We start from the raw sequence: 11,940 nt of genomic DNA, 5'->3' as shown, positions 1-11,940 counted from the left end.
GAGCATAAGTACAATATGGATAGCCATCAAAGCAAGCGTGCTTGTCGCCGGTACCGACGTTTCCAGCCTTTCGTTTCGACTTCCCCAAAACATGCTAATGTAACCTTCATGGTTCCCCAAAGCATACGGGGACAACGGAACTCAAGCAGGACAATACCATGATGTATTTTGCCCACGAGATAGGCCGTGCCGCGCTGGAGCCCGTGCGCCTGTTGACCAAAGCCCAGAGCACGCTGCTACAGCATCCCTGGAGCCCTGTATCCCGACTTCCAGGGGCACGCAGCGTCGCTTCGGCCTACGGTGTGTTCGGGGATCTCACCCGCCGTTACCCGAAACCGGCGTTCAATCTGCGCACCACCATCTGCGAAGGTAAACAGGTCGACGTTCATGAGGTTATTGTTCAACGCAAACCTTTTGCGCAGATCAAACACTTCCAGCGGGATGTGACGCGGCCCGATGACCCGAAACTGTTGATCGTCGCGCCGCTGTCGGGCCACTTCGCCTCATTGCTGCGTGGCACCGTGGAGGCAATGCTGCCGGAACACGATGTGTACATCACTGACTGGCGCGATGCCTGCAAGGTTCCGCTTTCAGAAGGCGATTTCGGTCTCGACGACTACATCGACTATGTTATTGATTTTCTTGCCCATCTGGGGCCGGACACCCACGTACTGGCAGTCTGTCAGCCAGTGGTACCCGTGCTTGCAGCCACATCCATCATGGCCGAGGATCGCCACCCGGCGACACCCCGTTCCCTGGCATTGATGAGTGGCCCCATAGATGGCCGCGTCGACCCGACCGCACCCTGCAAACTGGCGACCAAAAATAAACTGGCCTGGTTCAGGCGTAACCTGGTCCACCCCGTGCCCGCCCCCTATCCCGGAGCCATGCGCCAGGTTTATCCGGGGTTCCTGCAACTGGCCGGGTTTGTGAATATGAACTTCGATCGCCACGTTGATGCCTATCGCGGCCTGTATCGGTCCATTCGGGACGACAGGGCTGAAAATGTAGCCCGCCACAGGAACTTCTATGACGAGTACCTGGCAGTGATGGACCTGCCGGCATCGTATTACCTGGACACCATCCAGCGTGTTTTCCAGGAGTTTCATCTGGCCCGGGGCTGTTTTCAGCACCGTGGGCGACAGGTGAATCCGGCCGCCATCGAAAAAACCGCCCTGATGACCGTCGAAGGTGAAAAGGACGACATTTCCAGCCCCGGACAAACCCGGGCCGCCCACGATCTGTGCATGAACGTGCCGGACGCACGCCGGGTGCATCACTTGCAACCAGGGGCTGGCCATTACGGGGTGTTCAACGGCAGCCAATGGCGCAAAACCATTGCACCGCGACTTCGGGACTTTATCCGTTCTGCATGACTGGCTGATTTCGCCGGTTCCTTGAGATGTTCGGGGCCCTCTGCTAGCTTGAAATAAAGGCTTCCTCGCAGCGGATCCTGCACAGATGCAGTGCTTTGAGCAGATAACAATAAAGCAGGAAAGACGAAGTACCATCATATCAAGGAGAGTGACATGCAAGATCTTAAAGGCAAGGTAGCCATCGTTACTGGCGGATCCCGTGGCATTGGTCGCCATATCGCACTGCAGCTTGCCCAGCGCGGTGCAGATGTCGCCATCAATTACCGCTCACGTCAGGCCGATGCAGATGAAGTTATCAAGGAACTGGCGAAGATCGGCGTAGGGGCCTTGTCCATCAAGGCGGATCTTTCCAAAATGCCCGAGGCGCGGGGCATGATCAAGGATGTTCACAACAAATGGGGGCGCATTGATATCCTGGTGAACAACGCCGGTATCACCCGGGACAAGTCCATGAGGAAACTCACCGACGATGACTGGAACGACGTTCTGGATACCAACCTGGGCAGTGTATACGCAACCTGCTCTGAAGTGCTGAACATCATGATGGATCAGAAGTACGGTCGCATTATCAATATCACCTCGTTTGTCGGCCAGGCAGGAAACTTCGGGCAGGCTAACTACGCGGCCAGCAAGGGCGGCATTATCGCATTCACCAAAACCATGGCACTGGAAGTTGCCAAGCACAATATTACCGTCAACGCGATTGCACCCGGCTTTACCGAAACCGAAATGCTTGCCCAGGTGCCCGAAAACATTCGCGAAAAGATCGTTGCCCGGGTACCCATGGGTCGCTTCGGGCAACCCGAGGAAATCGCCCGGGCCGTGGCATTTCTGGCAGCAGAAGGAGACTACATCACCGGACAGCAGATTAACGTTAATGGCGGCGTCTATATGTAGTCTTACTTCATATAGCCATACTTCGTCGCGGTCAACGCATCGAACACCTGCGTTCGTCGCTGTTTCTAACCGATCCGCGGCCACTCTGGCCGCGGAGTGGAGACTGTGCCAATGTCTGAGAAACCGGTTAAACAGACCTCTTCCCCGGAATTCGAGCCCGATGTTGTACCCCGGTCGCTGGTGCGCGCAGGCGTACATGGCAGCAACCTGCTGAAACGCTCAATCATGCGAGTGTTGAGTGGCGGCGAACCCAATCCCGTCAGCATCAAGAGCATGGCCAAACCCTTTGTGTCATTCACCGGCAAGCTTGCAACGCAGCCAGACACGGTAATTCTCGCGCAGATGCGCCTGCTCAGGGACAGCACCCGCTTCTGGTCAGGATTGCTGTCAACCAGCCTGGGCAAGAAACCACTGGATGTGGCCGAACCAGAGCCGGGTGACGGGCGTTTTCGCGACCCTGCATGGAGCGAGGCACTGGCCTTCAATGTCATCAAGCAGGCTTATCTGCTGTCCAACCGCTGGATTATGGACACCATCGACGATGTGCGCGGCCTGGACCCGCACTCAAGACGCAAGCTTCGCTTTTTTACCAGCCAGATGACGGACGCCCTGGCTCCAAGCAACTTTATCCTGAGCAATCCCGAGGTGCTGCGCACAACGATCCAAACGCGGGGCGCAAACCTGATACGTGGCCTGGCCAACCTGTTACGGGATCTGGATGAGGGCAGTGGTCCACTGCCTTTTCGCATGTCCGACCCGGACGCGTTTGCCGTTGGTGAGAACCTGGCCAACACTCCCGGGGATGTGATTTACCAGAACGAGCTGATGCAACTCATTCAGTACCGGCCAACTACCAAAACCGTACACCGTCGGCCACTGCTGGTGGTTCCGCCCTGGATCAACAAGTACTACATCCTCGATCTTGGCGAGAAAAAGTCATTCATCCGCTATTGGGTAGAACACGGCCACACGGTATTTGTGATTTCCTGGGTTAATCCGGGGCCGGAACTGGCGCACAAGAGTTTTGAAAATTACATGCTCGAAGGCCCCATCGCCGCTATGGATGCCATTGAGAAAACCACCGGTGAGCGTGAGCTCAACACCGTTGGTTACTGCATCGGCGGCACCCTGCTCGGCTGCACCCTGGCCTGGCTGGCGGCCCGTGGAGACGACCGCGTGAAGAGTGCGACTTTCCTGAACAGCATGCTGGATTTCGCGGATGTGGGCGACCTGGAGGTGTTCATTGATGAGGATGCCATCAGCAAGCTCGAGAAAGCCATGGACAAGCAGGGCTATCTTGAAGGTTCCTCGATGGCAATCGCCTTCAACATGCTGCGGGCCAATGGTCTGATCTGGTCGTTCTTCGTCAACAATTATCTGCTGGGCAAGGACACTGCCCCGTTCGACTTGCTGTACTGGAACGCTGACGCCACGCGAATGCCGGCAACCATGCACAGCTTCTACCTGCGTAACATGTACCTGCACAACCGGCTGGGAGAACCAGGCGGTATTGAACTGGCGGGCACCCCGATTGATCTGGGCAGGGTCACAACGCCCAGTTACTTTGCTTCTGCCATCGAGGACCACATTGCCCCATGGACATCCTGTTACCGGGGTTCACGCTACCTGGGTGGCCCGGTTCGCTTCGTGCTGGGTGGTTCCGGTCATATCGCCGGAATCATCAATCCGCCGGACCGGAAAAAGTACGGCTATCGGGTCAATGAAGAGAATGCTCCGGACCCGGGTGCCTGGCTGCAGGGCGCTCAGGAGTTCGAAGGTTCCTGGTGGCCCGACTGGGTTGCCTGGGCCGAGCAGTTTGGCGGTGGTGAGGTGCCGGCACGAAGTGCCGAAGAAGGAAAACTGCCGGTGATTGAGCCGGCGCCGGGAGCCTATGTGCGGGGTTAGCCGGCACCGGGCACTTCGCGGCGAACCTGGCGCCGCGACCAGGTTCCACCGCCAAAACGTTGTAACTGCATCTCCTGCAGACGGCTTATTGTGCGGCGGAATGGAAAGGCAAGCGCACCCCTGGGGTAGAGCTCATTCATGGGCACCTCAGCATCCAGGTACAGAGGAACGCCGCGGTCGTAACACTCATCCACCAGGGCAATAAACCGGCGCACGCCATCATCCATACCGGTTAATGCCGGTAACTTGCGGTCGCCCGCCGCTACCTGAGTCGCACCATCCTCAGTACCGCGGGCAATAGCAGCCTGCTGCACACCGCCCGTAAGCCGGGGTACGTTGCTTAAAAAAATATGGGAAAAGCGGTCACACAACTCGATGAAATCAGGCGCCGCAAGTTTCTGTTCGCACAGGGCATTATAACGGCACCACAACAGGCGCTGGCTGCGTCTGACTACAGGGATTTCACAGTGGCCAAGCACAAATGGTTCGCCATGTACCCGCTCACTATCCCTTAGCAATTCGTTAAATGCGGTTTCCAGAGCCTGCGGTTGGTTAACCCAGTAACGCTGCCGGCGCTCCCCCGGGTGAAGCCGGTGGTCCTGGCCACCATCAACCTCCAGCACCTGCATGTGCCGGTTCAGCGCAGCAATGGCCGGCAGCAGACGTTCACGATTAAAGCCATCTTTGTACAAGTCATCGGGTGGCTGATTGGATGTCGCAACCAGCACCAGACCCTTGGCGAAAAGCTGCTGAAACAGTCCACCTAACAGCACCGCATCGCCGATATCACTGACAAACAGTTCGTCGAAGCACAGTACCCGAGCTTCATCCGCCAGCTCCTGGGCAAGCAGGGCCAGCGGATTTTCCTGCCCGGTTAACTGAAACAGGCGCTGGTGAACCCAGCGCATGAAATGATGGAAGTGCTGCCTCCGCGCAGGCACGGTTAAAGCCCGGTAGAAAAAATCCATCAACCAGGTTTTTCCACGCCCGACTGCTCCCCAAAGATACACTCCCTGGATGTCCGGCTCACCCGCCTGCAACTGCTCATAGCATCGCTGCAGGCAAACGACCGCCCGCTGTTGGGCAGGGTCATCCTGAAAGCCGGAAGCCAGTGCCTGCTGGTAAGCCTTGCCCGGATCAGGCGCCGCCGTTGCAGAACTGCCTGGCTTCATAAATCCGCAACGGCCCGTGGAGTCAGAGACATCAGATCGGGTAGCGCGAGATTGCAGCCAGGTCATGATGCCCGGGTATGTCCTCCTTGCGAACCGCCATCACTCTGGCACCGGTGCGAAGCGCCCGGCCTGCAATTTCATCAACAATGCCGTAATTGGCGGCGTCTGGCTCGGAACCGAACCTGACTTCTCCGCTTTCGTCGTCTACAAAACCATCAACAACACTGTCGATATCAATCAGCAGTTGATCGATGCCGCCGAAGGTAGCCAGTCGCGCTGCATCAGAAATATCCGTTGTCGTCCGGTTCTGGCCGGTCCGGTCTTCGAACAACCGGTGAAAGTCTTTGATCTGCTCTGCGTAATGGGCATCGAGAACGGGCCTTGCAGCGCTTGCCAGTTCGGCATCGGTCAAATGTTCCGGGTTACCGGCAATCGTGTCGGGCAACGCCGGAATTGAACTCAGCGAGCGGAACAGCGCCTCCAGAGGCTTGGCCGTCGCCAATATGAGCGGGCGGTCCGAGCGCATGAGTACCGGGCGCAGTACCGCGTTTATCTTGCGCACATAGCGTGCCAGATAGGAGTTATGCCCCTGCACACCCTGCCGGTGACCGGTACCTGTATAGTCCTTAATGGTTGCCTTACCGACCACGTCCGTGAGGTCTGACGGCATATCCGGTACGCTGACTTCCCTGGCGGGCATGTCTGCGGACACTTCGATGAGCCTCACCGCGTTCTCTGAGAGGGCCAGAATGTGCGCAACATGGGGGAAAGTAATGGCGCGCAGCAGTGGCTTGAGGTGAAACCGGTCTGACACCTCAACAATCTCGCCCAGCTTGTTCGCCATGCGGTAAGTGCGCAAGGATTCAGGCGTAGCCAGTATTGCCAGGCTGTTGGCCTGGTGGCTCCAGAACTCGTCATCCGCCAGCAGGTCATCAAACTGTTCCTGCAATAACACAATACGGCGCTTATCGAAGCCCGAGGCTTCAAGCTGGCTCACGGCCTTTTTAACCAGATTTCCGAGATTGATCCGGCTGGCTTCAACTTCACGGCTAAGCGGTGTGGTCGGCAGGTAAATAGAAACGGCCGCATCAGAGCGAACCAGGTTGAGATCGCCAATTTCCCTGGCGCTTGGCATGTCTACATAGTACATAAATAGCCTCCTGCAAGTTTATAATGCTGACCGGGCAGGTTAGCCCGCCATCAACAACAGATTCAGAGCCTGTGGAGTAGCTTGGCCCATCGGATTCCAGATAAAGCACCAGGCGTTACCTTGATAGCCTGAGCCCGGCCCGACATGCTCGTCACATCGTGATTTCCTATCTTTTTCAACGACTTACTAATGACTGAAAACTGTATTAATATAGCATATATCGCCGAAGAGCGCGTCGGTATTAACCATGACGGCTCAGACATCATTGCAAAAAGACCTGATGATCATGCCCCCTGCCCTTTCTTTGGGGGGAGAGGGGGCAGGGCTACCCTTTGATGACGGCCAGGGGCTGTAATTCGATTTGCACTTCAACAAGGTCAACCTGGTTTCTCATCACTTCATCTATATCTTTATAAGACCCCGGCGCCTCATCCAAATCTTCACGGTGGCGGATGCCGTGCAATATGCCACGATCTTCGAGGGATTTTATCTCTTCTTTCAAATCTAATGTCTTACGGGCTTTTGTCCGACTCATGATTCTGCCGGCGCCGTGCGCACAGGATTCGAAGGACTGTGCCTCACCTTTGCCCTTTACCAGAAAAGATCCCGTGCCCTGGGAGCCTGGAATCATGCCCCACTCTCCTTTGCGGGCTCGAGTTGCGCCTTTTCGGTGCACGATGACCGTCTCGCCAAAATGCTCCTCCTCGGCGGCAAAGTTATGGGGCTTATTGATGAAGTCCGCAAATTCAACGTCAGGCAAAACATCCCTGAACGCTGTCTTTACCCTCTCCATCATCAGCTTTCTGTTAGCCAGAGCAAATTCGAGGCAGTAATTCATTTCATTCTTATACAGCTCGAAATACTCGGACGATTCCGGAATATAGGCCAATTCCTGGGCCACGATCACATCGTCGCTGGCTTCTTTGTTCAATTGCTTTGCCACGTCGTTGTAATGATTGGCGACCGTGAAACCGATGTTGCGCGAGCCGGAGTGGATCATGATCCAGATATAGCCATCCGAGCCTTTCTGTATTTCAATAAAGTGGTTGCCGCCACCCAGTGTGCCAACCTGATACAGTGCACTTTCGTACTCTTGGTTGACGATGGGCAACTCGCCCTTTCTCTCGGGCATCCACGCTTCGTCTTGCTGCGTTTCGTGGTGATTGAAACCCACAGGAACGGTGTTGCGGATGGTTCCCATGATGGCTTTCAGATCCTCTGTTGCGATATCTGTCAGATTGGTTCGCAAGGAACACATTCCGCAGCCAATGTCCACACCGACGGCGTTGGGTACAATAGCGCCTTTAGTGGCCAGTATGGCGCCGATGGGCATGCCGTATCCCTCATGGGTGTCGGGCATGATAGCGATGTGCTTGAAGGCAAAGGGAAGGTTGGCAAGATTTCGCGCCTGTTCCAGCGCGCCTTCATCCATTTGATCCTCTTTCAGCCACAGTTTTATCGGTAGCTTCTCCGTTTCAATGATAGCTATTCCGTTAGTATGCATGCCACCTCCATATTTCAGTAAAGAGGCCTATCCTCTTGTTGATTATCGGCCTGTGTAAGGCGAAGGCGCCAGCGTTCTTTCACGCACCACCTGGCATGCAAAACAACGTTTAGCGGTCGGATAGGCATCCAGCCGTTTGTACCGGATGGGCTCCGCACAATCGGTGCACAGGCCGTAACTTCCGGCCGCGATTCGATCCTCCGCCGCAGCGATGTCACGTACCTCCCCTATATCGCGGATAACCTCAGCTTCATTGATATCACGAATCAGTGAAGCTGCCGCCTCATCGCCGGAATCGCCCACCCCGCCGATGAGATCGACATAGTGCTCGCCACCGGAACGTGCAAGCACCTGCCGTATTTCATCAAGTAAAAGTTTTTTGCGTTCGTCGATTCGTTGCGCGAAATGTGCGATTTGCTCTTTTGTCAGGGAGTTTTCAGGAGTGCTCATAATGACACCACAATCAGCGGGGGACAGAGATAGGCATCGGCCTGCGCCAGCGCACAGCCCGACCCTCTTGGTTGCCATTTGACCATAGCGCTTGGCAAGTACCAAGACAAGAGGCGGGTGAGACAGAATCCATTCTGGCACGGCTGTGACACTGTTATTTTGCCAGTGCCAACGGGGAGACGTGCTCAACCAGGTTTACAACTGTTACTCTCGAAACGCCCGTTGCAACGCATAATGCATCGGGCGTTTTGGATTTCAGCGCATTTGATTCGAAAGGAGGCACGATGGAATTCACGTTTCTGGGCACATCCGCTGGTACTCCGACACGTTCACGCAACGTAACCGCCCTGGCCCTTTCCCGCTCTGGCCATAAACCCTGGTACCTGGTGGACTGCGGCGAGGCCACCCAGCACCAGCTGTTGCGAACCCGTTACTCTGTTATGCAGTTGCGGGCCATATTCATCACCCATATCCACGGTGACCATACGTTCGGCCTGCCAGGCCTGCTCACCAGCGCCTCCATGCTCGGCCGCGACGAACCTCTGGACATTATTGCCCCCGTTCAGACACAGCATTTCATCAACGCGGCACTTGAGAGCAGCGACTCCAGCCTGAGCTATGATCTGAACTTCATTAATTCGGAGGCACCGGGATTCTACTGGCAGGATCAGCACTTCGGAGTAACCAACGTAGCACTATCTCACCGGGTACCCTGCCGTGCCTACGTGTTTACTGAGCGAAATCTGGAGCGGCAACTGCTGCAGCACAAGCTGAAGGCGAATGGTATTGAGTCCGGGCCCAGCTGGGGCGAGTTGCAAAAAGGCAATGACGTAACTCTGGAGGGCGGCCGCATACTAAGGAGTGATGATTACACTCACATCCCCCGCACTGCGCGCCGCCTGATCGTCGCCGGCGACAATGACGACCCAACCTTGCTGAGCGAGGCCTGCAACGGCAGCCATGTACTTGTTCACGAGGCCACCTACACCCAGAGCGTAGCCGAGCGGGTTGGCCCCTGGCCACAACACAGTTCCGCCGAACAGGTGGCCCGGTTTGCCCAGCAGGCCCGGCTGCCCAATCTGGTACTTACCCATTTCAGCTCCCGCTACCACTCCGCGCCGGGTGGCACGCCCAACATTAACCAACTGGCCGCCGAGGCTATGCAGCACTACCGGGGCCAACTGTTTCTGGCGCGTGACTTAGACACTTACCGGCTGGAGAAAGATTTGTCGTTGGCCTGCCTGGGCCAGACACACCCGTTATAAAATCAGCGGCCAAGTCTGCTAAAATCCGCCGGGATCTCCCCTTCTTAAACCGCAACAGGCCCTTCTGCATGAAGCTCAACCCCTTTAACACCCGCATCGGCCTGGCTCTGGGAGGCGGTGCTGCCAAAGGCATTGCCCACATAGGTGTTTTGAGGGCTTTCGAAGAGGAGCAAATCCGGATTCATTGCATTTCAGGCACCAGTGTGGGCGCGCTGGTTGCGAGCTATTACGCCTTTGGCCGCCCGGCAGAGTCCATTCTCTCCATTGGTTCAACACTGAATCTGTCCAAGATACTCAATTTTACTCTGGAACGCGGCGGCCTGTTCAGCACGCAAGCCATTCGGGAAATGATCCACAGGGATCTGGGAGACTGCCTGATCGAAGATGCCAAAACCCCCCTGGCCATTTGCGCAACGGATATCGAAACAGGCAAACAGCTGGTGTTCCGGAAAGGCAATCTGGCGGAGGCCGTTTGCGCATCTATGGCTGTTCCCGGGCTGTTTGTGCCGGTAGAGGTGGATGGCCGCATTTTGGTAGACGGCGGGCTGGTTGAAAATGTTCCGATCTCGCCACTGGAGAAAATGGGTGCCGGTATTATCGTGGCGATTGATCTGAGCCATGTCCGCCGGTACCCGAAACCGGACGATACGTTTGATGTAATCAGCAACGCTATCAATATCGCCATCGATTTCAATACCCGCAAGCAGTTGAAAAAAGCAGATATTGTGGTGCCACTGGATCTAAGCCGTTACAGCCTTACCAACAACGCCAAGTGCATTGAGGAGCTGTACATGGAAGGCTACCACCCCATGAAAAAGAAAATTCACCGTGTGCTCTGGTACAAGCGGGTAAACATTGTTAGGTATCTTTTAAAAGCCGTCCGGAGTTTACTGCCTCTCAAGGTACCCGAGATTATCAAGGACTTCAAAAACCAGGCTGTCTCCAGTCGTAATCGAAGCTAACGACTAAAAAAACGATGGCGCCCGAAAGTCTCAAAAACTCACCCTTCGTCCCGGAGCTGATGATCATACGCCGCCTGAAGGCCCCTGTTCTCCTCATCGGAATCAGGATCGAGGTAGCGCGGGTAAAAAGGCGACAGCAGAGCTGCCAGAATGCCAATTGCAGCGAAGGTGGCAAACGCATTGCTGTAACCAACACTGTTAACCAACATGCCTACAATGGGTGACCCCGCCGCCTGACCGAGCGAAACGGCCATGAATGGAAGTACCGGCCCCATGGACAATCGGCCAGGCAGCAGCCGGATGCCGGTCATCAAATAAAGGCCCGTCAGACTCATATAGGCGAGGCCAAAGACCAGCCCGGAAAATGCTGCAAGCACCAATTGACCGGGGCTGGCAGCCAGCAATGCCAGACTCGCCGCGAGCATCATCAGCATCAGCGCCTGAGTGATTGGCGGATTGTTACGGTCGGCAAGGTCTGCCACCACAGCACCCCCAAGCCCGGCGATACCAACCGCCAGCCAGAGCCACCCGGCTTCTGCAGGCGGCAGGTCGCCAAGGGTGACCACGAGATCGGGAGCGAAGATCCAGTAAGCGGACGAGACAAAGCCCATCACAAAAGCAAAGAGCGACAGCCTGAACAGGCGCCACCACTGCAGAGTGCTGATCGGAGGCGAGTGTGCCGCATTGGCCGGAGTGACACGGGACACTGAAGGAATAACATACAAGGCAGCGAACACTCCGATCACCGCCAGAATGGCAAACCCCATATACGCAAAACGCCAGACATCGGCCATGAAAAGAACGGCAGGCACCGCAATGGCAATACCAATACTGGTACCGGCGTTCATCACCGAACTGACCCGCCCGTGTACAGAACGGTCTACCAGCACCTGCATAGCGGCCGTAAGTGCCGGCATCGACAGGCCGGTGCAAATGCCGCAAGCAAACACGCCAATACCAAGCGACAGGGCGCCATAAGCCTGGCTTATCAGCACCAGCCCCACCGCACCAAATCCACCAGAGAGCACCGCCGTGTTGCGGGCGCCAAGACGATTGGCCGCGAGGGGAGCAACCAGCGCCGCCAACAGGAAACTGATAAGGGGTAGCGCGCCAATGATGCCGATCATATCCGGTGTCAGACCCAGTTCGGCGCGTATGGGCGGCACGAACAGACCGAATGCAAAGCGTGCGAGGCCGTAACTGATTGCAATCAGCGATGCGCCGAACAAGGCAAATCCTGTACTCGATATGGACTTCAC

General features: G+C 56.1%; 10 protein-coding genes. 5 read left to right on the top strand and 5 right to left on the bottom strand.

What is annotated here, in order from left to right; all coding sequences use genetic code 11:
• The first annotated feature begins 158 nt into the window (after positions 1-158).
• From CDH48_RS01170 to CDH48_RS01160, 3 genes are all read left to right on the top strand, one after another.
• A complete protein-coding gene (locus tag CDH48_RS01170; RefSeq protein ID WP_100686874.1) occupies positions 159-1,376 on the top strand; it encodes a polyhydroxyalkanoate depolymerase in 1,218 nt (405 codons plus the stop codon).
• Positions 1,377-1,529: 153 nt separating this feature from the next.
• Entirely contained in the window at positions 1,530-2,273 is a 744-nt protein-coding gene (gene fabG / locus CDH48_RS01165) for a 3-oxoacyl-[acyl-carrier-protein] reductase (protein WP_100686873.1), read from the top strand.
• A gap of 111 nt (positions 2,274-2,384) precedes the next feature.
• Positions 2,385-4,178, top strand: a complete 1,794-nt coding sequence (locus tag CDH48_RS01160) for a PHA/PHB synthase family protein (RefSeq protein WP_100686872.1) — start codon at positions 2,385-2,387, stop codon at positions 4,176-4,178.
• On the opposite strand, the gene zapE is transcribed toward CDH48_RS01160, so the two are convergent.
• From zapE to CDH48_RS01135, 4 genes are all read right to left on the bottom strand, one after another.
• Positions 4,175-5,350, bottom strand: a complete 1,176-nt coding sequence (gene zapE / locus CDH48_RS01155) for a cell division protein ZapE (RefSeq protein WP_100686871.1) — start codon at positions 5,348-5,350, stop codon at positions 4,175-4,177. The genes CDH48_RS01160 and zapE overlap by 4 nt on opposite strands.
• Before the next feature lie 31 nt (positions 5,351-5,381).
• Positions 5,382-6,500, bottom strand: coding sequence for a baeRF11 domain-containing protein (locus CDH48_RS01150; protein ID WP_100686870.1), 1,119 nt, complete (start codon positions 6,498-6,500; stop codon positions 5,382-5,384).
• A gap of 325 nt (positions 6,501-6,825) precedes the next feature.
• Positions 6,826-8,004 (bottom strand): RtcB family protein, encoded by a 1,179-nt coding sequence (locus CDH48_RS01140; protein ID WP_188437603.1) that lies wholly within the window; start codon positions 8,002-8,004, stop codon positions 6,826-6,828.
• Positions 8,005-8,046: 42 nt separating this feature from the next.
• The gene (locus tag CDH48_RS01135; protein WP_100686868.1) at positions 8,047-8,454 is read right to left on the bottom strand and encodes a TraR/DksA family transcriptional regulator; all 408 of its coding nucleotides are present in this window, start codon (positions 8,452-8,454) and stop codon (positions 8,047-8,049) included.
• A 284-nt stretch (positions 8,455-8,738) separates the two neighbouring features.
• Here CDH48_RS01135 and CDH48_RS01130 point away from each other — a divergent pair, with 284 nt between their 5' ends.
• Positions 8,739-9,719, top strand: coding sequence for a ribonuclease Z (locus CDH48_RS01130; RefSeq protein WP_100686867.1), 981 nt, complete (start codon positions 8,739-8,741; stop codon positions 9,717-9,719).
• A 68-nt stretch (positions 9,720-9,787) separates the two neighbouring features.
• A complete protein-coding gene (locus CDH48_RS01125) occupies positions 9,788-10,681 on the top strand; it encodes a patatin-like phospholipase family protein (RefSeq protein WP_100686866.1) in 894 nt (297 codons plus the stop codon).
• Positions 10,682-10,719: 38 nt separating this feature from the next.
• On the opposite strand, the gene CDH48_RS01120 is transcribed toward CDH48_RS01125, so the two are convergent.
• A complete protein-coding gene (locus CDH48_RS01120) occupies positions 10,720-11,940 on the bottom strand; it encodes an MFS transporter (RefSeq protein ID WP_100686865.1) in 1,221 nt (406 codons plus the stop codon).

Source organism: Marinobacter aromaticivorans (assembly GCF_002806975.1).
Classification (GTDB): Bacteria; Pseudomonadota; Gammaproteobacteria; order Pseudomonadales; family Oleiphilaceae; genus Marinobacter; species Marinobacter aromaticivorans.
This window is presented reverse-complemented; position numbering and strand designations above follow the sequence as displayed.

Coding starts and splice junctions, on each gene's coding strand:
- CDH48_RS01135 (WP_100686868.1), bottom strand. CDS start 8,454: ATGAGCACTCCTGAAAACTCCCTGACAAAAGAGCAAATCGCACATTTC.
- CDH48_RS01160 (WP_100686872.1), top strand. CDS start 2,385: ATGTCTGAGAAACCGGTTAAACAGACCTCTTCCCCGGAATTCGAGCCC.
- fabG (WP_100686873.1), top strand. CDS start 1,530: ATGCAAGATCTTAAAGGCAAGGTAGCCATCGTTACTGGCGGATCCCGT.
- CDH48_RS01170 (WP_100686874.1), top strand. CDS start 159: ATGATGTATTTTGCCCACGAGATAGGCCGTGCCGCGCTGGAGCCCGTG.
- CDH48_RS01140 (WP_188437603.1), bottom strand. CDS start 8,004: ATGCATACTAACGGAATAGCTATCATTGAAACGGAGAAGCTACCGATA.
- zapE (WP_100686871.1), bottom strand. CDS start 5,350: ATGAAGCCAGGCAGTTCTGCAACGGCGGCGCCTGATCCGGGCAAGGCT.
- CDH48_RS01125 (WP_100686866.1), top strand. CDS start 9,788: ATGAAGCTCAACCCCTTTAACACCCGCATCGGCCTGGCTCTGGGAGGC.
- CDH48_RS01130 (WP_100686867.1), top strand. CDS start 8,739: ATGGAATTCACGTTTCTGGGCACATCCGCTGGTACTCCGACACGTTCA.
- CDH48_RS01150 (WP_100686870.1), bottom strand. CDS start 6,500: ATGTACTATGTAGACATGCCAAGCGCCAGGGAAATTGGCGATCTCAAC.